Raw genomic sequence first — 23,333 nt, forward strand, 5'->3', positions numbered from 1 at the left:
CCCGGCCGGTCTCAGCGGCCGAGGGCCTTGCGCAGGTTCTGCACGCTGGTGTGCACGTCGCCCGCCGGGCCGACGCCGGTGGGCGGGCCGTGCAGGATCGTGTCCTGCTCCAGGACGTGCCAGCCGTCGTAGCCGTGGGCGTCGAGGGTGGTGAGCACGCCCTCGAGGTCGACGTCGCCCTCGCCGAGCGGGCGGTACATGCCCGCACCCACGGCCTCGGTGTAGGTCAGGCGGCCGTCCTGCACCTGGCGGGCGAGGCCGAGGTCGACGTCCTTGAGGTGGGTGTGCGCGACCCGCTCGGGAGCCTGGCGGGTCAGCGCGGCGGGGTCGGTGCCGCCGATGAGCAGGTGCCCGGTGTCCAGGCACAGCGCGATCGACGAGCCCTCCAGGACGCGCGCGACGTCGTCGCCGGTCTCGACCATCGTCCCGACGTGCGGGTGCAGCACGGCGACGACGCCGCGGGTCGCGGCGTACTCCGCGATCCGGTCCAGGTGCGACAGCAGCAGCGCCCAGCCCGCGCCGTCGAGCTCGGGGCGCGAGTCGTAGCCGGTGCCGCCGGAGTCGGCGGACAGCACCAGGGTGCCGGCGTGCGCGGCGTCGTAGCCGGCGAGCAGCGCCTCGACGCCGGGCAGCGGGTCGTGCCCGGGCACGTGCAGCAGGGTCGGGGTGAACCCGCCGACGGCGGACAGGCCGTGGGCCTCCAGCGTCGCGGCCTTGGCGGCGGGCGCGTCGGGCAGGAAGCCGTCCGGGCCGAACTCGGTGGCCGACAGCCCGACCTCGCGCATCTCGGTGAGCACGCGGTCCGGGTCGAGCTGGAAGCCCCAGCCCGGGACCTCGCAGACGCCCCAGGAGATGGGGGCGCCGGCGATCCGGGGACCGGTGGGAGCGTTCATCGGACGACCTCCTCGAGGCGCACGGTGCGCCCGGACTGCAGCGATGCGGTGGCGGCCTCGGCGATCCAGCCCGCGGCCATGGCGTCGGCGACGGTGCACGGCGAGTGCGTGGTCCCGGCGACCAGCCCGGTGAACGCGGTCAGCTCCGCGCGGAAGGCGGGGGCGAGCCGGTCCATGAAGAACGCGTACGGGGTGCCGCCGGGGAAGGTGACCCCCGGCTCGACCGAGCGCAGCGGCAGCCCGGCGTCGAGGCCGACGGCGACCGAGTCGGCGTCGCCGTGCAGCTCCAGGCGCACGTCGTAGCCGCGCGGGTTGTAGCGGGAGTTCGAGACGACGGCGTGGCTGCCGTCGTCGAGGGTCAGGATCGCCTGGGAGGTCGAGACGTCGCCGATCTCGGCGAACACCGGGTCGCCGTGCGTGTCGCCGACGGCGTGGACCTCGACGACCTCGCGGCCGGTAACCCAGCGGATCGCGTCGAAGTCGTGCACCGAGCAGTCGCGGAAGATCCCGCCCGAGACGCGCAGGTACTCGGCGGGCGGCGGAGAGGGGTCCAGGGTGGTGGCCCGCACGGTGTGCACCCGGCCCAGCTCGCCGCCCGCGACGGCGGCCCGCGCGGCGGCGTAGCCGGCGTCGAAGCGGCGCGGGTAGCCGATCTGCACCCGCTCGTCGCGCCCGGCCAGCTTGGCGGCGAGCGCGACGGCGTCGTCGATCCGGCCGGCCAGTGGCTTCTCGCAGAACACCGGCAGCCCGGCCTCGACCGCGGCGAGCAGCAGCTCCGGGTGCGCCGGGGTGGCGGCGGCGATGACGACGCCGTCGACGCCGGAGGCGAGCAGCTCCTCCGGCGAGCCCGCGGTGCGGGCGCCGACCTGCGCGGCGACGGCGTCGGTGACGTCCGGGCGGGCGTCGGTGACGACCAGGGTGTCGACGGTGTCCAGCCCGGACAGGGTCCGCGCGTGGAACGCGCCGATCCGGCCGAGGCCGATGAGTCCGATCCTCATGAGGTGTCCTTCGGGTGGTTCGTGGTCGGGTCGGTCGTGGAGCTCAGTCGTGGGCGCCGACGACCTGCTGGTCCCAGTCCAGGACGGAGCCGGTGACCACGCCGGAGCGGTCCGAGAGCAGGAAGACGACGGCCTCGGCCGCGTCCTGGGGTGCGGCGAGGCGGCCCATCGGGAGCCGGGCCCCGGCGCGCTCGCGCCAGTCGTCGCCCGCGCCGTGGAAGCGGCGCTGGGTGGCGTCCTCGCCCTCGGTGTCGGTCCAGCCGATGGCCAGGCCGTTGATCCGGACCCGGTCGAAGCGGTGCGCGTGCGCGGCGTTGCGGATCAGCCCGGCCAGCCCGGCCTTCGCCGCGACGTAGGGCGCGAGCACCGGGGCCCCGCCGTGCGCGGCCTCGGACACGATCGCGACGACGGTGCCCGGGGCGCCGCGGCGCACCATGTCGGCGACGGCGGCCTGCATCAGGAAGAACGGGCCGCGCAGGTTGACCGCGATGTGGGCGTCGAACAGCTCGGGCGTGGTGTCGAGCAGGGTGCCGCGGTCGGTCAGCCCGGCCGCGGTGACCAGGCAGTCGACCCGCCCGAACTCCGCGACGGTGGCGTCGACGGCGGCGCGGCAGGCGTGCGGGTCGGCGATGTCACCGGGCACGGCCAGTGCGCGCACGCCCTGCTCGCCGAGCTCGGCGACGAGCTTCTCGCCCGGCTCCGGGCGGCGGCCGGTGACCACGACACCCGCGGCACCCTCGCGCGCCGCGGTCCGGGCGCAGGCGGCGCCGACCCCGGTGGTGCCACCGGCGACGAGCACGACCCGGCCGTCGAGCAGCCCGCTCACGACGCCACCCCGCGGCGGCGTGCGACCTGCCCGGCCAGCACGTCGTCGAGCCGCTCGGGGGCCCAGCCCTCGCGGACCGCGCGCAGCAGGACGTCGGCGGGCGAGGGCGGGGCGAGCCCGTCGACCGGCGGGTCGGCGTCGAGGTCGGTGGGGAAGGCGTAGCCCTCGGCGGCCGCGGCGACGGCGTTGGCGACCAGGTCGTCGGCGACCCCGGCGGTCCGCATCGCGGTGAGCGCGCCGAACACGGCGCGGGCGACGACGCCACGGTCGACGCTCTCCATCGCCCGGCCGAACGCCGAGGAGACCTGCAGCAGGTTCGCCGTCCGCCGGACGTCGGCGGAGCGGTTGTGCCCGGCGCCGTGCAGCAGCGCGGGGTTGAAGAACACGGCGTCGCCGCGGGACAGCGGCAGCTGCACGTGGTGCTCGGCGAAGTAGGCGCGGAAGTCCTCGCGGTCGGCGACGAGGTAGCCGTGCGGGTAGGTCTGCGAGCCGGGCAGATACATCGTCGGCCCGGTCTCGACCGGCATGTCGGTGTGCGCGACGGCGCCCTGCAGGGTCAGCGCGGGGGACAGGCGGTGGACGTGCGCGGGGTAGCGGGCGGCGCCGCCGGCGTCCATGAAGCCGAGGTGGTAGTCGCGGTGCGGGCTCTGCGCGGCCCCGCCCGGGTTGACCACGTTGACCTGGGAGGTGACCTGGTAGCCGGGTCCGAGCCAGGCCTCGCAGACCAGCGCGGTCGCGGGGTTGGCGTAGTAGGCGGTGAACGCGGCGGGCGCGCGCACCGCGAGCTTCTCCAGGGCGTTCCAGATCCGGTCGTTGGCGCCCGCGGTCGCGAAGTGGTCGCCGACCGTCGCGCCGGACGCGCGCTGCTCGGCGACGATCGCCTCGAACTCGGCGGTGACGGGGTCGAGCTCGGCGGCGGCGAACGCCCCGGCCAGCACGACGATGCCCGGCCCGTCGGCCAGCGCCCCGGCGAGCTCGGCCTGCACGGCGCGACGCCCGGCCGGGCCGGTGGCGGCCTCGGCGACGAGCGCGGCGGCGTCGTAGACCGGGACGCCCTGGTCGATGTGCCGGGCGCGGGGGAGCGCCGCCGGGTCGGCGGGGCGCTCGACGTGGGCCCGGAGGTCCTCGACGCGGGCGTCGGCCGGGTCGAGCCAGGCGGCAGGGGTGGGGGTGACGGTGCGGGTCATACCGCTCTCCTCGGGCTCGGCGGTGAGCTACCGGTCAGCGCTTTAAAGCGCTTTAATACCGGGACGAGTCTGCGGTGCGAGGGGAGATCATGTCAAGACAAAGTCCGGGAGCGGGGCGTCCGCGGCTGGCCGACGTCGCCGCGCGGGTCGGGTTGTCCCCGGCGTCGGTGTCGCTGGTGCTCCGTGGCGCCCCGGGGCCCAGCCCGGCGACCCGGGCGCGGGTGCTGGCCGCGGCCGACGCGCTCGGCTACCGGCCCGACCGCGCGGCGAGCATGCTCGCGAGCCGGCGCAGCGGCACCGTCGGCGTCGTGCTCGACATCCGCTCGACCTACCACGCCGAGCTGGTGGAGGAGCTGCTCGCCCTCGCCGAGCGGCGCGGCCGTGACCTGCTGCTGGGCGCCCGTTCCCCGGCCCGCGACGAGCGCCGCGCGGTCGAGTCCCTCGTCGACTCCCGCTGCGAGGCGCTGGTGCTGCTTGGCAGCGACGCCCCGGCGGACCGGCTCGCCGAGCTGGGCGCGACGCTGCCGGTGGTGGCGGTCGGGCGGCGGCTGCCCGGTGCCGGGGTCGACGTCGTCCGGGTGCCCGACGACGACGGCGCCGCCGAGCAGACCCGGCACCTGCTCGACCTGGGGCACCGCGAGGTCGTGCACGTCGACGGCGGCGCGGGCTCGATCGCCGCGGAGCGCCGCGACGGCTACCGGGCGGCGATGCGCGCCGCCGGGCTGCCCGGGCGGGTGGTGGCCGGCGGGCACGGTGAGGCCGACGGCGCCCGTGCCGCCCGCACCCTGCTGGCGGGGGAGTCCCTGCCGACCGCGGTCGCGGTGTTCAACGACCGCTGCGCGGTCGGCCTGCTCGACACCCTGGCCCGGGCCGGGGTCGACGTGCCCGCCACGGTGTCGGTGGCCGGCTACGACGACAGCCCGCTGTCCCGGCTCGCGCACGTGGACCTGACCACGGTCAGCCAGGACGTCCCGGGCACCGCCGAGCACGTGCTCGACCTGCTGGCCGAGCGGCTCGACGGCGGCCGGGACACCGCGCGCGAGGTCGTCCTCGCGCCGCGGCTGCTGCCCCGCGCCAGCACCGCCCCACCCCGGAGCTGAGCCCGGCGGACGGGGCGCAGGCGCGTTCCGCGGAACGCGGTCCGGGGGTGCGGTGACCGGCCCGGAGCGGCGGTGCCGCGCCCTCAGTGCACGGGCGCCGGCAGGCGCGGGTGCGGTGCCATCCCGGCGGCCGCGTAGGCGGCGTCGATCAGCTCCGCGTTGGCGACGGCGTCGTCGAGGTCCAGCGGGAACGGCGCCCCCTCGCGCAGGTGCGCCCGCAGCGCCTCCAGCTGGTAGAGGTAGGTCGGCCGGGTGCCGAGGTGCTCGGTGCGGGTGGTGCCGTCGACGGTGACCTCCACCCGGTCGTCGCGGGTGGGCAGGCCGAAGTTGCGGGCCAGGACCTCGCCGCGGTCCCCGACCACCCGGGCCGGCAACGCGAACCCGGCGGCCTCCATGTCGCAGCGCGCCCGGCCGGTCGCCCCGGACGGGAACTCCAGGTCCGCGGCGAGGCGCGCGTCGACGCCGGGCGAGCGCTGCGTCGCCTCCGCGGCGGTCACCCGGGGCTCCCCGCCCAGCACGACGCGTCCGAGCGTGCGCTGCACGTGGAGGGCGTAGCAGCCGATGTCCATCACCGCGCCGCCCGCGAGATCGGCGGACCAGCGTGGGTCGTCGTCGGCGGGGGCGGGCATCTCGAAGGTCGTCTCGACCCGGCGCACGGTGCCGATCTCCCCGGACGCGGCGATCTCCACGACCCGGCGCAGCACCGGGTGGTGCACGTGGTGGAACCCCTCGACCACGACCACCCCGGCCGCCCGCGCCGCGGCGGCGACCTCGCGGGCCTCCTCGGCGTTGGCGGCGAACGGCTTCTCGCTCAGCACGTGCTTGCCGGCCGCGATCGCGGCCAGGTTCCACGGCCCGTGCAGCGCGTTGGCCAGTGGGTTGTAGACGACCTCGACCGACGGGTCGGCGAGCACGGCGGCGTAGTCGTCGTGCACCCGCTCGACGCCGTGCTCGGCGGCGAAGGCCTCGGCGCGCCCGCGGTCCCGTGCGGCGACGGCGACGAGCCGGTCACCGGTGACGGCCGCGGGGTCGACCAGCGCCTCGCGGGCGATCCGGGCGGCTCCCAGGATCCCGATGCGCAGCGGCTCCATCAGCGCTTCAGCTCGTGGGCGAGCTCGGCGAGCTCCTGGCCGCCCGCCATCTCGGCGGTCAGCTCCTCGAGGGTGACCTCGGAGCGCTTGCGGTCGAGCACCCGGCGGCCGAGCTTCAGGATGATGAAGTGGTCGCCGACCATGTAGGCGTGGTGCGGGTTGTGGGTGATGAACACGACGCCCAGGCCGGCGGCGCGGGCGGCTGCGGTGTACTTGAGCACCACACCGGACTGCTTGACGCCCAGCGCCGCGGTCGGCTCGTCGAGGATCAGCACCCGGGCGCCGAAGTACACGGCACGGGAGATCGCGACGCACTGGCGCTGGCCGCCGGACAGCGTCCCGATGGGCTGGTTGATGTCCTTGACGTGGATGCCCATCTTGCGCAGCTCGGCGTCGGCGATCTCGCGCATGCCGGCGATGTCGAGCGGAGCCAGGGGGTAGTTGCCCTTGCGCAGCTCGGAGCCGAGGAAGAAGTTGCGCCAGACCTCCATCAGCGGGACGACGGCGAGGTCCTGGTAGACCGTCGCGATGCCGAGGTCCAGCGACTGGCGCGGCGAGGAGAACGTGGTGTCGCGCCCGTGCACGGTCAGGGTGCCCTCGGAGTGCGGGTGCAGCCCGGACATGATCTTGATGAGGGTGGACTTGCCGGCGCCGTTGTCCCCCAGCACGCAGGTGACCTCGCCGGCGTTGACGGTCAGGTCGATGCCCTCCAGGGCCCGGATGGCGCCGTAGGCCTTGCCCACCCCGCGCATCCGCACCAGGGGCTCGCCCGCGCGCAGGTCGGAGGCGGCGTTCTCGGCGATCGTGTCGGTCATCTCGGGCTCACTTCCGCGTCGTCGCGTAGTTCTTGATGTAGAGGTTCAGCACGACCGCGAGCAGCAGCATCGCGCCGAGGAAGGCGTAGAACCAGTTCGGGTCGAAGCCCGCGAACACGATGCCCTGGGTGGTCATGCCGAGGATGAACGCGCCGATCGCGGCACCGATCGCCGAGCCGAAGCCACCGGTCAGCAGACAGCCGCCGACGACCGCCGCGACGATGTAGATGAGCTCGTTGCCGACACCGAGGCCGGACTGCACGGAGCTGAAGTTGAACAGGATGTGCATGCCCAGGATCCAGCCGACGAAGCCGACCCCCATGAACAGGCCGATCTTGACCTTCTTCACCGGGACGCCGACGGCGCGGGCGGACGGGGCGTTGCCACCGACCGCGAAGATCCAGTTCCCGAGACGGGTGCGGAACAGGATCCAGGAGGCGACCGCGGCCAGCCCCAGCCACCACAGCACGGTGACCTTGACCGTCATGAAGCCCAGCGGGATGTCCGAGGCGAAGATCGCGTGTGCGGAGGCGAAGCCGTCCAGCTCGGAGGCGTTGTTGGTGGCCACCGTGCCGGTCACGGCCTTGGTGACGCCGATGTTCGCGCCGCGCAGGACGAAGAACATCGACAGCGTGATCAGGAAGCTCGGGATGCCGGTGGTGACCACCAGCCAGCCGTTGATGAAGCCCACCAGCAGCGCCGCCACCAGGCTGAGCACCACGCCGACCCACATGTTCAGCGAGAGCTGGTAGGCGAACAGTGCCGCGGTCAGCGCCGAGGTGGTGACCCCGACCCCGGACGACAGGTCGAACTCGCCGCCGATCATCAGCAGCGCCACACCGACGGCCACGATCCCGATCGTCGAGGCGGCATAGAGCACGGTCGCGAACGAGTCCAGCGTGCGGAACGGCTCGGCGATCGCGAAGAAGAACACGAAGATCACGACGGCGGCGATGATCGTCCCGAACTCGGGGCGGGTGAACAGCCGGGCCGAGAGCGAGCGGGACTGCGGGGCCGCGGGCGCCGGTTCGGGCGCGGGCGGGGTCGGGGTGGACGCGCCGGCCTCGCCGGCGGCGGTGGGTGTGCTCATGGGAGGCTCCTGGTCGAGGCGGACGTCCGGGGGCGGCCGGTGCGCGGGCCGCCCCCGGACGCGCCGGGTCAGCGCTTGTTGGCCTGGGTGTAGGGCAGGATCTGTCCGATGTTCGAGCTGTCCACCAGCGACGGGCCGGTGAGCACGGGCTTGCCACCGCCGAGGTCGTTGCCGTTGGAGAGGTTCAGCCACAGCGACTCGACGGCCATGTAGCCCTGGACGTAGGGCTGCTGGTCGACCGAGAAGAGGATCTTCCCGTCCTGGATGGCCTTGGCCGCGTCCTGGTTGAGGTCGAAGGTCGCGATCTTCGCGGTCGAGCCGGTGCCCTCCTGGGCCTGCATCGCGGCCAGCGCGATCGGGGCGCCGAGCGTGACGATGTCGGTGATCGACTTGTCCTCGGAGAGCTTGGCGTTCAGCGTCTGCTGCACCGACGGCAGGTCAGCGCCGTTGACCTGGATGTTCTCGGTGTTCGGGTAGGCCTTCTTGACACCCTCGCAGCGGGTCTCCAGCGCGACCGAGCCCTGGGCCTGGATCACACAGAGGACCTTGCCGCCGGGGCTGGTCTGGGAGAGCTTCTGCCCGACGGTCTGGCCGGCCAGGCTCTCGTCGGACCCGAAGTACATCTTCGCGCCGGCGGCCTTGTACTGGTCGATGCCCTGGTTGAAGGCGACGACGGGGATGCCCGCGTCGGCGGCCTTCTTGGCGACCGGGACGACGGCGTCGGCGGAGGAGAGGGTGACGGCGATGCCGTTCACCTTGGAGTCGATGGCGTTCTGGACGAGTGTGGCCTGCTCCGGGCCCTGCTCGTTGTTCGAGTACTTCAGGTCGATGCCGTGGGTGGCGGCGGCGTCCTCGGCCCCGGCGCGGATCTTGTCCCAGAAGGTGTCGCCCGCCTGCTCGTGGGTGATCATCGCGATCGTGTAGCGCTGCCCCTGGGTCGCCGCGGCGTCGTTCTGCGCGCCTCCCTGGCTGCTGCAGGCCGTCAGTCCGAGGACCAGCGAAGCTGCGGCCAGTCCGGCGCCGATCTTCCGAATACTCCTCATCGAGCATCTCTCTCTGTGATCGCGACGCGGGTCGACCGGTCGCGGCGAGTGTGGCGGTCTCCTCCGAGGGCCCCGATGTCGGAGGGTGATGCGGACCACGCATAGATGTACGCTCACCGCACTGTCTCGTCAATGGTTTGTCAGGACAAACTGACGCCCTCATCAGAAATGGGGAGTGCCGTGCCCGACCCGGTCGGCGTCCGCGTGGACCGCGGCAGCCCGGTGCCGCTGTACTTCCAGGTCGCGAGCCGGCTGCGGGCGATGGTGGAGTCCGGCGAGCTGCCCGCCGGGTCCCGACTGCCCGGCGAGGCCGAGCTCGTCGGGCGCCTCGGGGCGACCCGCCCGACGCTGCGCCGGGCGGTGTCCTACCTGGTGGAGCAGGGGGTACTGGCGAGCAAGCGCGGCGCCGGGACGCGGGTGCTGCCGCCCCCGCTGGCGCGACCCGCCGACCTGACGAGCCTGCACGACGACCTGCTGCGCGCCGGCCGGACGCCCGCGACGGTGCTGCGGCGGTGCACCACCGGGCCGGTCGACGACGGCGTCGCGCGTGCCCTCGGGGTGCCGCCCGGCACCGTCGCCACCCGGATCGAGCGGCTGCGCCTGGCCGACGGCGAGCTGCTCGCCCTGATGACCAACGTCGTGCCGGTGTCGGTCCTCGCGCCGCGCGTGGAGGACCTCGTGGCGCACGGGCTCTACGCGCTGCTGCGCTCCGCCGGTCACGCTCCGCGACTGGCCCGGCAGGTCGTCGGGGCCCGGGCGGCGACCGCGGACGAGGCGTCCGCGCTCGGCGAGCCGGCCGGCGCGCCGCTGCTGACGACGGTGCGCACCGCCTGGGACGAGTCCGGGCACGCCGTCGAGTACGGCACGCACCTGTACCGGCCGAGCCGCTACGCCATCGAGGTCACGCTGCCCGCCGGGGCCGCCGCGCCGGCCCCGGTCTGACGGCCGCTCAGCGGACGGGGCCGGTCGTGCCCCGCACCACCAGGTGCGGGTCCAGCACCAGCTCCACCGGCCCGGCCGCCGGGTCGTCGAGCCGGGCGCGGACGGCGTCGACCGCGCCCCGGGCCAGCGCGGCCGTGTCCTGGCGGACCGTCGTGAGGTCGACGTGCGCGAGCCGCGACACCCGGTCGTCGTTGTAGCCGGCGACCGACATCCGCCCGGGGACGTCCACCCCGGACCGGCGCAGCGTGTCCAGCAGGCCGATCGCGCACCGGTCGTTCCCGGCCACGACGGCCGTCGGCGGCGCGGGGTCGCCGGGCCCGCCGGCCAGCAGCCGGTGCGCGGCGGCGATGCCGGCCTCCTCGTCGTAGGCGCCGGGCAGCACGCGCACCTCCCCGGACAGCCCGGCGGCGGTCATCGCGGCGGTGTAGCCGTCGCGGCGGGCCGCGGCGTTCGGGCCCGGGCCGCCGTCGACGTGGGTGATCCGGCGGTGACCGGCGGCGATCAGGTGCTCGGTGACGGCGCGCAGGCCCGCCTCGTCGTCGGTGTGGGCGCTGTCCACCCCGCGCACCCCGCGCCCGACGACGACGAGCGCGGTCCGCCGGGCCAGCGCGATCAGCTCCGCGTCCGGGGCCTCGGGGCCGAGCAGGACCAGCGCCTCGCAGCGGTGGGCGAGCAGCTCGTCGACCGCGGTCCGCTCGTCGTGCCCGGGGGTGCGGGCGCTGAGCAGCACGCCGTAGCCGTAGCGGCCGGCCTCGGCGTAGAGGCACTCGATCAGCGCCGCCTCGAACGGCTCGCCGACCGTGGTGAGCACGCCGATGGTGCGGCTGCGCCCGCGGGCGAGCAGCCGTGCGGCGCTGTCGGGGGTGTAGCCGAGCTCGTCGGCGGCGGTGAGCACGCGGGCCCGGGTCGCGTCCGAGGCCCCGGGCCGGTCGCGGAACACGATCGACACCAGGGCGCGCGATACGCCCGCGCGCTCGGCGACGTCGGACATCGTCGGGCGCCGCCGCCGGGGCGTCGCGGCGGCGGGGGGATCCAGCTCGGGCACGGGGCCTCCCGTTCGTGCCGACGCGGCCGATCTTTGTCTTGACATAGTCGGTACGGCGCCGGATAGTTGCCGACCGAGCGTACTAGCGCGCTCTAGTTGTCTGCCGGTGGTGCCCCACCGGCGCACCGAGGACCGGGAGAGACACCGTGGCCACCCCCTCCAGGATCACCGTCGGTTCGGCACCGGACTCGTGGGGAGTCTGGTTCCCGTCCGACCCCGAGCAGACGACCGCGGACCGCTTCCTGCGCGAGGTGTCCGGCGCCGGCTACGACTGGATCGAGCTCGGGCCCTACGGCTACCTGCCCACCGACCCATCGGAGCTGGCCGATGCGCTCAGCACCCACGGGCTGCGGGTCTCGGCGGGCACCGTGTTCGAGCACCTGCACCGCCCGGACTCCTGGGAGGACGTCTGGAAGCAGGTCACCGACGTCGCCGCGCTGACGAAGGCGGTCGGCGGCGGGCACATCATCGTCATCCCCGAGCCGTGGCGCGACCACCGGACCGGGGCGGCCATCGAGAGCCCGGAGCTGCCCGCGGAGCAGTGGCGCGCGCTCACCACCGGCATGGACGAGCTGGGCCGGCGCATCCTCGACGAGTACGGCCTCCACGTGCAGTTCCACAGCCACGCCGACTCCCACGTCGGGTACCAGCGCGACATCGAGCGCTTCCTCGCCGACACCGACCCCCGGTACGTGAACCTCTGCCTCGACACCGGGCACGTGTCCTACTACCGCGGGGACAACGTCGACCTGATCCGCCGCCACCCCGACCGGATCGGCTACCTGCACCTCAAGCAGGTCGACCCGGCCGTGCTGGACCAGGTCGAGGCCGAGGACCTCACCTTCCCCGAGGCCGTGCGCCGCGGCGTCATGTGCGAGCCCCCGCACGGCGTGCCCGCGATGGAGCCGCTGCTCGACGCCGTCGCCGCGCTCGGCCGCGACCTCTACGCGATCGTCGAGCAGGACATGTACCCCTGCCCGCCCGACGCGCCGCTGCCGATCGCCCGGCGCACCCACACCCACCTCGCCGGCTGCGGCAACCGCGCCGTCGAGATCGGCACCCCCCGCCCCTGACCACGGGCATCGAAGACCGAGCAAGGAGGCTCACCATGTCCGAGCTGCGCGTCGCCGTGATCGGCGTCGGAGCGATGGGCGCGTTCCACGTGGACTCGCTCGCCCACCGGGTCCGGGGCGCCCGCGTCGCCGTCGTCGCCGACGCCGACGCCGACCGGGCCGCCGGGGTCGCCGCCGGGGTCGGGGCCCGGGTCGAGACCGACCCGATCGCCGCGATCACCGCCGACGACGTCGACGCCGTCGTCCTCGCCAGCCCCGGGGCCGCCCACGAGAAGCAGGTGCTGGCCTGCCTGGAGGCCGGCAGGCCGGTGCTCTGCGAGAAGCCGCTGACGATGGACGAGCCGAGCGCGCTCGCCGTCGTCCGCGCCGAGGCCGCGACCGGGCGGCGCCTGGTCCAAGTCGGGTTCATGCGCCGCTTCGACCGCGAGTACGCCGCACTGCGGGCGCTGGTCGAGTCCGGCGGGATCGGGGATCCGCTGATGCTGCACTGCGTGCACCGCAACCCGGCGGTGCCCGAGCACTTCACCTCGGTGTTCGCGATGGCCGACTCGGTGGTGCACGAGGTCGACTGCACCCGTTTCCTGCTGGGCGAGGAGATCACCGCGGTCACCGTGCTGACCCCCCGCGCGAGCTCGGCCTCGCCCGCGGGCAACGCCGATCCGATGCTGGTGCTGTTCGAGACCGCGTCCGGCCGGCTGGTCGACGTCGAGTCCTTCGTCCGTACCGGCGTCGGCTACGAGGTCCGCACCGAGCTCGTCGCCGAGCGCGGCCAAGCCACCATCGGGCTCGACCAGAACCTCGTCCTGCGTTCCGCGGGACGCTGGGGAGGGTCCCTCGCGCCGGACTTCGTGGTCCGCTTCGGGCAGGCCTACGACACCCAGATGCAGGCGTTCGTCGACGCCGCCGCCCGCGGCACGGTCGCCGGCCCCGGCGCCTGGGACGGCTACGCCGCCGTCGCCGTCTGCGCGGCCGGGGTGCAGGCCGTCACCACCGGCCGCCGCGTCGAGGTCCGGCTGGGGGAGCGGCCGTGAAGCTGGCGCTCGACCCGCAGATGTTCCACGCGACGCACGCGGTGCACGAGCTGCCCGACGTCGTCGCGCGGATGGGCTACTCCTGGATGGAGCTCTCGCCCAAGGACGACTTCCTCCCGTTCTTCCGGTACCCCCGCGCCGACGACGCCGCGGTCGCGCGGCTGCGCAGGCGGGCCGCCGACGCCGGGGTCGGGATCGCCTCGGTGCTGCCGGTGCTGCGCTGGTCCGGGCCCGGTGAGGACGAGCGGCAGGCCGCGGTCCGGGCCTGGAAGCGGGCGATCCGGATGACCGTCGACCTGGGCGTCGAGGTCATGAACTCGGAGTTCAACGGGCGCCCGGAGTCCCCGGAGCACGCCGAGAGCCAGTTTCTGCGCTCGCTCGACGAGCTCGCGCCGGTGTTCGAGCGCGAGGGTGTGCGGCTGGTGCTGGAGCCGCACCCCGACGACTTCGTCGAGGACGGGCACGCCGCGGTGAACCTGGTGCGCGGGCTGAACGCCGACTGGATCGACTTCCTCTACTGCACCCCGCACACCTTCCACCAGGGCGACGACGCCGCCGGGATCATCGCCGCGGCGGACGGGAAGCTCGCCCACGTCCACCTCGCCGACACCCTGGACCACACGGCGTCGCACGGACTGCGCTACATCGTCAACCCGCCAGGGTCGACGGTCCGGGTGCACCAGCACGCCGAGATGGGGCGCGGCGAGGTCGACTTCGACGCGGTGTTCGCCGCGCTCGCCGCGACCGGGTTCGACGGCGTGCTGTCCAGCTGCGTGTTCGGCTGGGAGGAGCACGCCGCCGAGATCAGCGTGCGGCAGCGGGAGACGATCGTCGCGCTGGTCGCGAAGCACTTCGGCGACGGGCACCTCCCGGCCGGCCGCTAGCCCGTCTCACCCCGCCCGGCCGGGGGCGAGCCCGTGCTCCAGCGGCAGCCCCCGGTCGGCGACGACGTCCTTCATCACCAGCGTCGAGGACAGCCGCTGCACCCCGGGCAGCGTGGTGAGGCGCTCGTCGTAGAGGCGCTGGAACGCGGGCAGGTCCCGGGTGATGATCCGCAGCAGGTAGTCCGGGTCGCCGAACAGCCGCTGGGCGGCGACGACCTGCTCGATGGCGTCGACGGCCGACTCGAACGCCTGCACCGTGTCCTGCACCGCCTCGTGCATGGTCACGAACACCAGCGCGTCGAAGCCCAGGCCGAGCCGGTGCGCGTCGAGGTGGGCGCGGTAGCCCGCGATCGCCCCGGAGGACTCCAGGGCACGCAGCCTGCGGTGGCACGGCGACACCGACAGCCGCACCCGGTCGGCCAGCTCGGTGACGGTCAGACGGCCGTCGGCCTGCAGCTCGGCAAGAATCTTCCGGTCGATCGCGTCCACGGAGAGGAATCTTGCACCATCCAGGGCTCTCGGTGGGAACATCGGGAACACCTGTCGGCGCTTCCTGCCTAGCGTCGGGGCATGCCGATCGGAAGCGTGCTGGGGTTCTCCGGCCTGTCGTTGCTGCTGGTCCTGACGCCCGGCGCGGACTGGGCGTACATGATCCGCGCGGGGCTGCGCGGTCGGACGGTGCTGCCGTCGCTGGCGGGTCTGCTCAGCGGGCACCTGGCACTCGCCGTGCTCGTCGCGGCCGGGATCGCGGCGGTCGTCGCGCGCCGGCCGGAGGTCCTCACCGTGCTCACCGCCGTCGGTGCCGCCTACCTGCTGGTCCTCGGCGCGACGACGCTGCTCCGCCCGGCCGGCCCCGCCACCGCGGCCGTGGACGGCGGCGGGTCCGGGCTCGGCGACCTGGTCCGCGGCGCCGGGGTCAGCGGGCTCAACCCGAAGGCGCTGCTGCTGTTCCTGGCGCTGCTGCCGCAGTTCACCGACCCGTCGGCGCCGGTCCCCGTCGGCGGGCAGATCCTCCTGCTCGGTCTCGTGCACGTGCTGGGCTGCGCCCTCGTCTACACCGGCGTGGGCGTCGGCGCCCGCACCGTCCTGGCCGCGCGGCCCGCCGCGGCGCGCGTGGTGTCCCGGGTCGCGGGCGCGGCGATGGTGACCCTCGGCGCCGTCCTGCTGGCGTCGCAGCTCATTACGGTGTAATCCTGTAATCATCGATGCAGGAGGTGCGCGATGACAGGACGAGGACGCGGACGGGGTGGCTGGCAGCAGGCCGACCTCCCCCCGGCCGACGACGCCGCGGCGTGGTTCACCGGACGGCTGCCCGACGGGTGGTTCACCGGCGCGCCGGAGGTGACGGTCGACCGGGACGAGATCGTGGTGGTGGGGGAGCTGCCCCCGCCGGGTGGCGACCACCCCGACACCGATGCGGGACGGGCCGACGCCGCGGCCGCCGAGACCGGGCGGATCGCGCGGTTCCGCGAGGAGACCCGGGACCGGCGGATCGAGATCGCCCGCCAGGCCGAGAGCCGCTACCGGCGCAAGGTCGCCTGGGGCGCGCGGATCGGCGGGACCACCGAACTGTTCACGACGATCTCGGTGCCGGTGATGACCCGGCTGCGCCAGCCCGAGCGGGCGGTGCTCGACACCCTCGTCGACGCCGGTGTGGCCCGGTCCCGATCGGACGCGCTGGCCTGGTCGGTGCGCCTGGTCGGCCGGCACGCCGACGAGTGGCTGACCGAGCTGCGCGAGGCGATGGGACGGGTGGAGGAGCTGCGCTCGCAGGGCCCGGAGTGACCCCGCGCTGAAACGGTCGGCCGCAGCCGCTCGCCCGGACGTCGCGGCGGCTGCGGCCGTCCGCCGCAGCTGCGGGGCCGCCCGTCCCCTCGACCGCTCCGGTCGCGTGTGACGGCGGTGTCCCCGGGAAATGTCCCGGTCATGTCGATCCTCGCGTTCGCACACCGGGCCCTGACCCGCCGTGCGCGGCCGGGCCGGGCGTCGGACCTGTGCTACTCGTGCATGCGGCCGGTGCAGTTCTGCGCCTGCCCGCCCCGCACCGACCGCTGAGCCCCGGCCGGTCTCACCCGACCCGCAGCACGTCACGCCGCGGGTCGAACTCCACTGCGCCCGCCGCGTGCAGCTCGCGCAGCCAGCCCGCCATGGGCCACCACCCCCAGCGGTCGTGGAACAGCCGGGCGTTGCCGACGATCTCGGCGATCCGGGCCGGGTCGGTCCGGGCCGGCGGATGGTGCTGGTGGTACGCGTGCGCCCCGCCCACCCACACCAGGTCCAGCCCGCAGGACAGCGCGAAGTCGGTGTCCTCGCCGCCGTAGCCGGCGTAGTCCTCGCAGAACCCGCCGCCGGCCCGCCACGCGTCGGCGGAGACGGCGAACGACAGGGACCAGAACAGCTCCCGGCGCGGCTCCGGGACCAGCGCCCCGTCGGCCGGTGCCGGGCGCGCCGGGTGCGGGTCGGTGTGGTGGTGCAGGTCCCGCTCCGGCAGCACCCCCGCCGGCAGGTAGGTGACCGGCCCGCACAGCAGCGCGTCCGGGCGTCGTGCCGCGGCGCGGAGGTAGCCGTCGACCAGGCCGTCCCCGGGCAGGCAGTCGACGTCGAGGAACATCAGCAGCGTCGCCCCGCCGGCGAGCGCGGCGCCCGCCCCGGCGTTGCGCGCCGCCGCCAGCGGCAACGGCCCCGGCGCGGGCACGCTGAGTACCCGGGTCGGCGGGCCCGCACCGTCGGTGGCGGGCTCTTCGCCCATCCCGACGACGACGTGGGTCACCGGCGGTCCCGCGGCGAGCACCCGGCGCTGGCGGGCGAGGTGGCCGGCGCGGCCGCGGACCACGGTGACCACGGCGACCCGCGCTCCGGGCGCGCTCACGCGGCGATCCGGTCGAGCACCGCGGCCGCGCGTTCCGCGGCGCGCCCGTCGGACCAGCGCGACCAGCCCGCCCCGCCGCGGGAGACCGCCTCGTCGAGCACCCCGGGCCAGTCGGCCGGTGCGGGCCAGTGGTCGCGGACCGTGGCGAGCCCGGCCGCCCGCAGCACCGCGCCGGTCGCGACCTGCTCGCCGTAGGGACGCTCGGCCGGGACGATGACGGCGGCGCGGCGCGCGGCGGCGATCTCGGCGACGACGTTCTGCCCGGCGTGCCCGACGACGACGTCGGCGTCCTGCAGCTCGGCCCACACCCCGCCCGTCCACCCGGCGCAGGCGAGGTTCGGCGGGGCGTCGCGCAGCGCGCCGGTGAGGCCGCCGGCGACCCGCCAGGTCCAGTCCGGGGTGGCGGCCGCGGCGGCGGCGAGTGCGGCCGGGTCGGCGCCGCCGTCGCCGCTGCCGGTCAGGACCAGCACCCGGCGACGGCCCGGACCCGGGCGGGCGGTGCGGTCGTCGTAGCGGGACAGGCCGCCCAGGTGCACCGTCCGGCCGGTCAGCTCCGGGCGCCACGGCCGCGGCGGATCGGCGGGCCACGGCGCGAGCAGGACCTCCGCCAGGTCGTAGACGGTGCGGTGTGCCCGGTCGAGCCGCTCCCCGGGCTGCGCGACGACGGCGACCGGTACCCCGTGCAGCCGGGCCAGCAGCGCGATCTCCACCGACACGTCGGCGACGAGCAGCCGGGCCGGGCCCGCGGCGAGCAGCGCCGAGACCGCGGCGGTCCGGGCGCGCAGACCGTCGTGGTGGCGGGGCACCCAGTGCAACGTCCCGCCCGCGGTCACGTCGGCGGTGCCGGCGGTGTCGCTGTCGCTGCCGCCGGTGTCGAGGGGCAGCTCGTGCCAGGTGCCGGGCCAGCCGTGCGGGGCGGGCCGGGACCCGACCCCGACGACCGGGGTGCGGCAGTGCGCGGCGATCGCGGCGGCGCGGTGGGCGTGCCCGCTGCCGTGGTGGTGCACGTAGTAGACGATCGTGCCGGTCATGCCGCGGCCAGGGCCTGGTAGAGCCGCTCGTAGCCGTCGATCATCACCTCGGCCGAGCAGGTCGCCTCGGCGTGCCGGCGGGCGTCGGTGCGGTGGAGCAGCGACGCCGCGCGGATCGCCTCGGCCAGCCCCTCGACGTCGCCGGGCTCGGCCAGCACCCCGCTGAGCGGGTCGACGATCTCGGGCAGCGCACCCCGGGCGAACCCGGCGATCGGGGTGCCGCAGGCCAGCGCCTCGGCGACGACCAGGCCGTAGGGCTCGTCCCAGCACGGCGACACGACGGCGACGGTCGCGTCCCCGACCAGGCGGGCCAGCGCCCGGTGGTCGAGGTGCCCGACGTAGTCGACGCCGTCGCCCAGCAGCGGGGCGACGCAGGCGTCGAAGAACGCCCGGTCCGGGCACGGCCCGGCCAGCCGCAGCCCGGTCCCGGCCAGCCGCGCCGCGCGGATCGCCTCCACCGGGCCCTTCTCCGGGACGACCCGGCCCGACCACACCGGGACCCCGCCGCCCGGCCCGTACTCCCAGGCCGCGGTGTCGACCCCGTTGCGGACCACCGTCGCGCGGGCACCGGTCGGCGCCCAGGCGCGGGCGGTGTGCGCGCTGACCGCGGCGAACCGCAGCCGGTGCGGGTCGCCGAGCCGCACGGCGGACTCCATCCACGGCGTCGGCGGCGTGTGCAGCGTGGTCAGGACGGGCGCGTCGAGGGTGTCGGCCAGCGCGAGCGGCAGGTAGTGCAGGGAGTTGTTGTGCACCACGTCGTAGCGGCCGCGCTCGCGCGAGAGCGCCAGCAGCAGCTCCAGGTAGGAGTGGTGCTCGGCGAGGAACCACTCCGGCGGCATGCCGACGTCGCTGCGGGCGGCACGCGAGATGGGGGGCAGCACCGCCATCTCCCGGACCCGCAGTCCGGGGTCGGAGCCGGGCGCGCCGAAGACGGTCACGTCGTGGCCGCGGCGTCGCAGCCGGGACGCGAGCCCGGCGGTGTGCGCCTCGAGCCCTCCCGGGAACGGTTCACGGATCGGGTAGCGGGCGGAAGCGATGAGGGCGATCCGGACGGTCACCGGTGGAAGGCGGACGGGATCATGGGTCGATACGCTCCGAGGCTCGTAGGGCGGAACCGTGCGAGCTGGCGGCTGAACCCGGACGTTCCACCGATCATGCGGTGCCCCGGGCCCCCCCACAACTCGACCTTGGGCCCCCTGTCCGGCTACAGCCCCAGCAGCTCCAGGGTGTCGGCGTGCCGGGCCAGTCCGGCGTCCACCCATCCGGGGTGCGTGGCGTACCAGGCCCGTTGCGCGGCGGCGACCTCGTCCTCGCCGATCGCCTGGTCGGAGACGCACCAGTGCGGGCGCGGCGGCGTGTCCAGCCCGAGGGCGTCGACGACGTCGGCGCGCAGCGGGGCCCGGATCCCGCCGAGCAGGGTGCGTCCGGGGTCACACACGACGCCCGGCATCCCGGCGGCGTCGAGGATCCGGCCGGCGAGCAGCATCAGCACCCCGTTGCCGGGGTGGTTGAGGGTGTGCGCGGCCGCCGCGCCGAACCCGGCGATCGCGTCGGACACCCCGGCGTCGGTGTCGCGGGCCTCCCGCCGGGCGAGCTCGGCGATCCCGCGGCGGCCCACCTCGCGCAGGGCGTCGGGCGTCGGCGGCGGCCCCGGCTCGCGTCCCGCGGCGGCCGCGAGGGCCCGCAGGTCGTGGTAGGGCACCCCCGGCGGGACGGCGGCCGGGTCGGACGGGTGGCGCACGATCGCCGACCACGGGTGCAGCGCGGGGTGGCGGATCACCGGCCAGCGCACGACGACCGCCCCCGGCGCCAGCCCGTCGGCGATCTGGGTGGTCCCCAGCGGCAGGTCGCGGTAGTCGTCACGGACCGGCTGGGACGCCAGCAGCCGGGTCCGGGACAGCAGCCGGCGCAGGTGGGGCAGGTCCTCGGCGGTGAGCTCGTGCACCGGCGGGATGCGCACCGGGGTGACCGGCAGGCCGTCGACGCCGGCGAGCAGCACCCGGACCGACTCGGCCTGGCAGTTGCCCCACACCAGGGCGAGCGGTCCCGGCGGCGGCGGCTCGAGGCCGTAGAGGACGCCGTAGTGGCGGCGGCGCGGATCGGTCACCCGGTCATCGTGGCCCGCGCGGTTGATCCGCGCCCGGACGGGCATCCCGGAGGACCCGAGGAGAGGAGCCGTCGCGTGCGCGTGGCGTCCGTGCCCACCGCCCATCCCTACGTGGCATCGCTGCACCACCCCGAGGTGGTCCGGCTCCCGGACCCGCCGGTCCCGGGTGCCCGTCCGGGGGTGTGGTGGCCCTCGCCCTGGCTCGACGCCGACCACCTGCGCGCGCATGCGGCCGAGGTCGACCTGCTGCACGTCCACTTCGGCTTCGACGACCGCACCCCCGACCAGCTGCGCGCACTCGTCGCGGCACTGGGGGAGACGGGTGTCCCGCTGGTGCTGACCGTGCACGACCTGCGCAACCCGCACCACGCCGACCCCGCGCCGCACGCCGCTGCCCTCGACGTGCTGGTACCGGCCGCCGCCGGGCTCGTCACGCTGACCCCGGGTGCCGCCGCGCGGATCCGGGAACGCTGGGGACGCGAGGCGCTGGTGCTGGGGCACCCGGCCGTCGTCGGGCCGGAGTGGCTGCGCCGCCCCCGGCCCCGCCGCGCCGACGGGTTCGTCGTCGGCCTGCACGCCAAGAGCCACCGCACCAACGCCGACCCGGTCGGGGTGGCCCGCGCGCTCGCCGCGACCGCCCCGCGGGACGTCCGGCTGCGGGTCGACGCGCACGACGACGCGCGCGGCCGCGCCGTGGCCCACGCCCTGCGCGACGAGCCCCGCCTGGAGCTGCGGGTGCACCCCCCGTTCGACGACGACGCCCTCCACACCTACCTCCAGGAGCTCGACGTGTCGGTGCTCCCGTACCGGTGGGGGACCCATTCCGGCTGGCTGGAGGCCTGTCACGACCTCGGCACGACCGCGCTGGTGCCCGACGTCGGGCACTTCCGCGAGCAGGCGCCCTGCCTGACCTACACCCTCACCGACGACGGTCCCGACCGCGCCTCGCTGCGCGCCGCCGTCGCGCTCGCGCACCGGACCCGCCCGGCCTGGCGGGCCGACCCCGGAGACCGGGAACGGCGCCGCGCCGAGGTCGCCGACGCCCACGCCCGCGAGTACCGCCGCGTCCTGGCCGGGGTGGCGCGGTGACCGTCACCGTGCGGGTCGTCGCGCCCGGGGCGTCCGGGCACGGCGTGGTCCGGCACGCCGCCGCCGTCGCCGCCGCGGTGGTCGCCGACGGCGTCGTCCCGGTCGGCTCCGGCCAGGCCGACCTCACCCACGCCCAGTTCACCGACGCGCTGTGGGGCGCCGGGGTCGCCGCGGCCGCCGACGCCTTCGTCGAGCAGGCGCAGGTCCTGCCGCGGCCGCTGGTCGTGACCCTGCACGACCTGCCCGGCGCCGACCCCGACCCGGCCCGCGACGTCCGCCGCTGCGCCGGGTACCGGCGCGTGGTCGCGGTCGCCGACGTGGTCGTCGTGTCCGCGGGGCACGAGGCCGACAAGGCCCGCGCGCTCGGCGCGACCGACCCGGTGACCCTGCCGCTGCCGCTGCCGGTCGTCGTGCCCGCGGAGCAGGCGCCGGGCTGGGCGGGGCGCCCCACGCTGGGCGTGCTCGGGTTCGTCTACCCCGGCAAGGGGCACGAGGCCGTCATCGACGCGGCGGCGGCGCACCCGGACCGGCCGGCGGTCGTCGCCGCGGGGGCGGTGTCCGACGGGCACGACGAGCTCGCGCGGTCCCTCGCCGGGCACGCCCGATCCCGCGGGGTGGACTGGATCCTCACCGGGCACCTGGAGCCGGCGGCGCTCGCCGCGGCCGCCGCCGCGGTCACCGTCCCGGTCGCGCCGAGCCGCACCGTCAGTGCCAGCGGCTCGCTGCTGGCGTGGCTGGCCCACGGCCGCTACCCGCTGGCCGCAGCCGGTGCCTACGCCCACGAGGTCGACGCCGCCGCCCCGGGCGCGGTGGCGCTCTACGACGACGACACCCGCCGCGACGCCCTCGTCGCCGACGCCCTGACCCGGCCCGGCGCGACCCGCGGCCCGGTCCCGAACTGGCCGGACGCCGGGGCCGGGCACGCCGCCCTCTACCGGCGGATGGTCGCCCGGTGAGCGTGCCGGGGAACCGCTGGGACCTGCTCGCGCCGCACACCGGGCCGCCGCCGTCGGTGGGGGTGGTGGTGTGCCACTACCGCCAGCCCGCGCAGCTGGCCCGCACCGTCGCCGCGCTGCAGACGCAGACGCGGCCGCCGGTGTCGGTGGTCGTCGCCGACGACGGGTCCCCGGAGCCGCCCGACCCGGGCGCGCTGGGGCCGGTCCCGGTGCGGGTGGTGACCCAGGACGACCGCGGGTTCCGCGCCGCCGCCGCGCGCAACCGCGGCGCCGCGCAGGTCGAGGGTGACGTCCTGGTGTTCCTCGACGCCGACACCGTCCCCGGGCCCGGCTTCGTCGCGGCGCTCACCGCGCGGATCGCGGCCTGCCCGGACGTGCTCGCCGTCGGGCGTCGCCGGCACGCGGACCTGTCCGGCACCGCCCCCGGCGACGACCCGGCCGCCGCGCCGCAGCTGCCCGACCCGGCCTGGCTCGCCGACGGCTACCGCCGCACCCGCGACCTGCTCGACGCGTCGGGCACGGACTGGCAGCTGGTCATCAGCGCCGTGCTCGCCCTGCACCGCAGCCTGTTCGACGACCTCGGCGGCTTCGACGAGCGCTACGTCGGCTACGGCGGCGAGGACTGGGATCTGGCCTACCGGGCCTGGAACAACGGTGCGCTGCTCGTCCACGAACCGGCCGCGGTGGCCTGGCACGACGGCCCCGACTGGGGTGCACGTCCGGAGGACCACGACGCCGTCGGCGGGGGCAAGGACGGCGAACGCATCCGGATCGCCGCGCTCGTCCCCGACCCGGGAGTGCGCGGCGCACCGCTGCCCGGCGCGGTCCCGGACGTGCTCGCGACCGTCGACGCGGATGCGCACGGCTGGGAGCTGGTGGAGATCGTCGACGCGGTGCTGAACCAGACCCATCGCGACGTGCGGGTCCGGCTGCCCGGCGGCGACCCGCGGCTCGACGAGCTCTACCGCGGCGTCGCCGACACCGGCCCGTGGAGCACCGACCGGCTGCGCCGCGCCCGGGCCCGGCTGCACGTCCACGCGCCGCTCCCGCCCGACGCGCTGGCCCGCGCGATGGACCTGCTCACCGGCCACGACCTCGGCCGCGTCGAGATCGCCGGTCCGGACGGGCGGACCCTCGCCGCACTCGTCTCCAGCCGGGCGGCGGGCCGGGCCCGGCGCGGGCGGGTCGACGACGCCGTCACCCAGCACCGGCAGGGCGTCGCGACCCTGCTCGCCGCGATGCCGTAGCCCTACGGAGGCCCGA

General features: G+C 75.9%; 24 protein-coding genes. 10 read left to right on the forward strand and 14 right to left on the reverse strand.

Annotated elements, in window-relative coordinates; genetic code table 11:
• Nucleotides 1-11: 11 nt before the first annotated feature.
• From DMP17_RS30985 to DMP17_RS31000, 4 genes are read right to left on the reverse strand one after another with little or no spacing between them, the layout of a single operon-like run.
• Entirely contained in the window at nt 12-893 is an 882-nt protein-coding gene (locus DMP17_RS30985) for a sugar phosphate isomerase/epimerase family protein (protein ID WP_337831383.1), read from the reverse strand.
• Nucleotides 890-1,891: a Gfo/Idh/MocA family protein gene (locus DMP17_RS30990; protein WP_226365317.1), complete on the reverse strand. Its 1,002-nt coding sequence runs from the start codon at nt 1,889-1,891 to the stop codon at nt 890-892. The genes DMP17_RS30985 and DMP17_RS30990 overlap by 4 nt, the downstream gene beginning before the upstream one ends.
• 43 nt (nt 1,892-1,934) lie before the next feature.
• Nucleotides 1,935-2,717 carry an SDR family oxidoreductase gene (locus DMP17_RS30995; RefSeq protein ID WP_226356881.1) on the reverse strand — a complete coding sequence of 261 codons (783 nt, stop codon included), beginning with the start codon at nt 2,715-2,717 and terminating at the stop codon, nt 1,935-1,937.
• Entirely contained in the window at nt 2,714-3,904 is a 1,191-nt protein-coding gene (locus DMP17_RS31000) for a phytanoyl-CoA dioxygenase family protein (RefSeq protein ID WP_337831384.1), read from the reverse strand. Before DMP17_RS31000 ends, DMP17_RS30995 begins: the two co-directional genes overlap by 4 nt.
• An 89-nt stretch (nt 3,905-3,993) precedes the next feature.
• Here DMP17_RS31000 and DMP17_RS31005 point away from each other — a divergent pair, with 89 nt between their 5' ends.
• Nucleotides 3,994-5,004: a LacI family DNA-binding transcriptional regulator gene (locus tag DMP17_RS31005; RefSeq protein ID WP_226365314.1), complete on the forward strand. Its 1,011-nt coding sequence runs from the start codon at nt 3,994-3,996 to the stop codon at nt 5,002-5,004.
• 83 nt (nt 5,005-5,087) lie between these two features.
• On the opposite strand, the gene DMP17_RS31010 is transcribed toward DMP17_RS31005, so the two are convergent.
• The 4 genes from DMP17_RS31010 to DMP17_RS31025 all read right to left on the reverse strand — a co-directional run bounded on the left by DMP17_RS31010 (nt 5,088) and on the right by DMP17_RS31025 (nt 9,043).
• The gene (locus tag DMP17_RS31010) at nt 5,088-6,095 is read right to left on the reverse strand and encodes a Gfo/Idh/MocA family protein (RefSeq protein WP_226356884.1); all 1,008 of its coding nucleotides are present in this window, start codon (nt 6,093-6,095) and stop codon (nt 5,088-5,090) included.
• Nucleotides 6,095-6,910 carry an ATP-binding cassette domain-containing protein gene (locus DMP17_RS31015; protein WP_226356885.1) on the reverse strand — a complete coding sequence of 272 codons (816 nt, stop codon included), beginning with the start codon at nt 6,908-6,910 and terminating at the stop codon, nt 6,095-6,097. Before DMP17_RS31015 ends, DMP17_RS31010 begins: the two co-directional genes overlap by 1 nt.
• A gap of 7 nt (nt 6,911-6,917) precedes the next feature.
• Nucleotides 6,918-8,000, reverse strand: coding sequence for an ABC transporter permease (locus tag DMP17_RS31020; RefSeq protein ID WP_226365312.1), 1,083 nt, complete (start codon nt 7,998-8,000; stop codon nt 6,918-6,920).
• Between the two features lie 68 nt (nt 8,001-8,068).
• Nucleotides 8,069-9,043, reverse strand: a complete 975-nt coding sequence (locus tag DMP17_RS31025) for a substrate-binding domain-containing protein (RefSeq protein ID WP_226356887.1) — start codon at nt 9,041-9,043, stop codon at nt 8,069-8,071.
• Nucleotides 9,044-9,223: 180 nt separating this feature from the next.
• Here DMP17_RS31025 and DMP17_RS31030 point away from each other — a divergent pair, with 180 nt between their 5' ends.
• Nucleotides 9,224-9,985 carry a GntR family transcriptional regulator gene (locus DMP17_RS31030; protein WP_337831385.1) on the forward strand — a complete coding sequence of 254 codons (762 nt, stop codon included), beginning with the start codon at nt 9,224-9,226 and terminating at the stop codon, nt 9,983-9,985.
• Nucleotides 9,986-9,992: 7 nt separating this feature from the next.
• Here the strand turns inward: DMP17_RS31030 and DMP17_RS31035 are convergent, their stop codons facing one another.
• Nucleotides 9,993-11,030 carry a LacI family DNA-binding transcriptional regulator gene (locus DMP17_RS31035; RefSeq protein WP_226356889.1) on the reverse strand — a complete coding sequence of 346 codons (1,038 nt, stop codon included), beginning with the start codon at nt 11,028-11,030 and terminating at the stop codon, nt 9,993-9,995.
• A 146-nt stretch (nt 11,031-11,176) separates the two neighbouring features.
• On the opposite strand from DMP17_RS31035, the gene DMP17_RS31040 reads away from it, so the two are divergent.
• Genes DMP17_RS31040 through DMP17_RS31050 form a run of 3 tightly spaced genes read left to right on the forward strand, consistent with a single transcriptional unit; the run spans nt 11,177 to nt 14,018 of the window.
• Complete coding sequence (locus tag DMP17_RS31040; protein WP_226356890.1) at nt 11,177-12,103, forward strand: sugar phosphate isomerase/epimerase family protein; 927 nt, start codon at nt 11,177-11,179, stop codon at nt 12,101-12,103.
• A 35-nt stretch (nt 12,104-12,138) separates the two neighbouring features.
• On the forward strand, nt 12,139-13,134 hold the full coding sequence (locus tag DMP17_RS31045; RefSeq protein ID WP_337831386.1) for a Gfo/Idh/MocA family protein: 996 nt from the start codon (nt 12,139-12,141) through the stop codon (nt 13,132-13,134).
• Nucleotides 13,131-14,018 carry a sugar phosphate isomerase/epimerase family protein gene (locus DMP17_RS31050; protein ID WP_337831387.1) on the forward strand — a complete coding sequence of 296 codons (888 nt, stop codon included), beginning with the start codon at nt 13,131-13,133 and terminating at the stop codon, nt 14,016-14,018. The genes DMP17_RS31045 and DMP17_RS31050 overlap by 4 nt, the downstream gene beginning before the upstream one ends.
• 6 nt (nt 14,019-14,024) lie before the next feature.
• Here the strand turns inward: DMP17_RS31050 and DMP17_RS31055 are convergent, their stop codons facing one another.
• On the reverse strand, nt 14,025-14,507 hold the full coding sequence (locus tag DMP17_RS31055) for an Lrp/AsnC family transcriptional regulator (RefSeq protein ID WP_443217928.1): 483 nt from the start codon (nt 14,505-14,507) through the stop codon (nt 14,025-14,027).
• An 81-nt stretch (nt 14,508-14,588) separates the two neighbouring features.
• Between DMP17_RS31055 and DMP17_RS31065 the strand changes: the two genes are divergently transcribed.
• Both DMP17_RS31065 and DMP17_RS31070 read left to right on the forward strand, forming a co-directional pair.
• The gene (locus DMP17_RS31065) at nt 14,589-15,209 is read left to right on the forward strand and encodes a LysE family translocator (RefSeq protein ID WP_337831388.1); all 621 of its coding nucleotides are present in this window, start codon (nt 14,589-14,591) and stop codon (nt 15,207-15,209) included.
• A 30-nt stretch (nt 15,210-15,239) separates the two neighbouring features.
• Complete coding sequence (locus DMP17_RS31070) at nt 15,240-15,803, forward strand: hypothetical protein (RefSeq protein WP_337831389.1); 564 nt, start codon at nt 15,240-15,242, stop codon at nt 15,801-15,803.
• Nucleotides 15,804-16,086: 283 nt separating this feature from the next.
• On the opposite strand, the gene DMP17_RS31075 is transcribed toward DMP17_RS31070, so the two are convergent.
• The 4 genes from DMP17_RS31075 to DMP17_RS31090 form a co-directional block, all read right to left on the reverse strand.
• On the reverse strand, nt 16,087-16,887 hold the full coding sequence (locus DMP17_RS31075) for a glycosyltransferase family 2 protein (protein ID WP_337831390.1): 801 nt from the start codon (nt 16,885-16,887) through the stop codon (nt 16,087-16,089).
• Complete coding sequence (locus DMP17_RS31080) at nt 16,884-17,918, reverse strand: glycosyltransferase (protein ID WP_337831391.1); 1,035 nt, start codon at nt 17,916-17,918, stop codon at nt 16,884-16,886. The genes DMP17_RS31075 and DMP17_RS31080 overlap by 4 nt, the downstream gene beginning before the upstream one ends.
• Nucleotides 17,915-18,976, reverse strand: a complete 1,062-nt coding sequence (locus DMP17_RS31085) for a glycosyltransferase (RefSeq protein WP_337831392.1) — start codon at nt 18,974-18,976, stop codon at nt 17,915-17,917. Before DMP17_RS31085 ends, DMP17_RS31080 begins: the two co-directional genes overlap by 4 nt.
• 146 nt (nt 18,977-19,122) lie before the next feature.
• A complete protein-coding gene (locus DMP17_RS31090) occupies nt 19,123-20,025 on the reverse strand; it encodes a WcbI family polysaccharide biosynthesis putative acetyltransferase (protein ID WP_337831393.1) in 903 nt (300 codons plus the stop codon).
• A gap of 75 nt (nt 20,026-20,100) precedes the next feature.
• On the opposite strand from DMP17_RS31090, the gene DMP17_RS31095 reads away from it, so the two are divergent.
• From DMP17_RS31095 to DMP17_RS31105, 3 genes are read left to right on the forward strand one after another with little or no spacing between them, the layout of a single operon-like run.
• A complete protein-coding gene (locus DMP17_RS31095) occupies nt 20,101-21,114 on the forward strand; it encodes a glycosyltransferase family 1 protein (protein WP_337831394.1) in 1,014 nt (337 codons plus the stop codon).
• A complete protein-coding gene (locus DMP17_RS31100) occupies nt 21,111-22,070 on the forward strand; it encodes a hypothetical protein (protein WP_337831395.1) in 960 nt (319 codons plus the stop codon). The genes DMP17_RS31095 and DMP17_RS31100 overlap by 4 nt, the downstream gene beginning before the upstream one ends.
• Nucleotides 22,067-23,317, forward strand: a complete 1,251-nt coding sequence (locus DMP17_RS31105; protein WP_337831396.1) for a glycosyltransferase family 2 protein — start codon at nt 22,067-22,069, stop codon at nt 23,315-23,317. Before DMP17_RS31100 ends, DMP17_RS31105 begins: the two co-directional genes overlap by 4 nt.
• Nucleotides 23,318-23,333: the final 16 nt, after the last annotated feature.

It is taken from the genome of Pseudonocardia sp. TMWB2A, assembly GCF_017312135.1.

Bases quoted from the DNA above. Each gene is read 5' to 3' on its own strand.
- DMP17_RS30985 (WP_337831383.1), bottom strand. From the start codon at position 893: ATGAACGCTCCCACCGGTCCCCGGATCGCCGGCGCCCCCATCTCCTGG.
- DMP17_RS30990 (WP_226365317.1), bottom strand. From the start codon at position 1,891: ATGAGGATCGGACTCATCGGCCTCGGCCGGATCGGCGCGTTCCACGCG.
- DMP17_RS31000 (WP_337831384.1), bottom strand. From the start codon at position 3,904: ATGACCCGCACCGTCACCCCCACCCCTGCCGCCTGGCTCGACCCGGCC.
- DMP17_RS31005 (WP_226365314.1), top strand. From the start codon at position 3,994: ATGTCAAGACAAAGTCCGGGAGCGGGGCGTCCGCGGCTGGCCGACGTC.
- DMP17_RS31010 (WP_226356884.1), bottom strand. From the start codon at position 6,095: ATGGAGCCGCTGCGCATCGGGATCCTGGGAGCCGCCCGGATCGCCCGC.
- DMP17_RS31015 (WP_226356885.1), bottom strand. From the start codon at position 6,910: ATGACCGACACGATCGCCGAGAACGCCGCCTCCGACCTGCGCGCGGGC.
- DMP17_RS31020 (WP_226365312.1), bottom strand. From the start codon at position 8,000: ATGAGCACACCCACCGCCGCCGGCGAGGCCGGCGCGTCCACCCCGACC.
- DMP17_RS31025 (WP_226356887.1), bottom strand. From the start codon at position 9,043: ATGAGGAGTATTCGGAAGATCGGCGCCGGACTGGCCGCAGCTTCGCTG.
- DMP17_RS31045 (WP_337831386.1), top strand. From the start codon at position 12,139: ATGTCCGAGCTGCGCGTCGCCGTGATCGGCGTCGGAGCGATGGGCGCG.
- DMP17_RS31065 (WP_337831388.1), top strand. From the start codon at position 14,589: ATGCCGATCGGAAGCGTGCTGGGGTTCTCCGGCCTGTCGTTGCTGCTG.
- DMP17_RS31070 (WP_337831389.1), top strand. From the start codon at position 15,240: ATGACAGGACGAGGACGCGGACGGGGTGGCTGGCAGCAGGCCGACCTC.
- DMP17_RS31080 (WP_337831391.1), bottom strand. From the start codon at position 17,918: ATGACCGGCACGATCGTCTACTACGTGCACCACCACGGCAGCGGGCAC.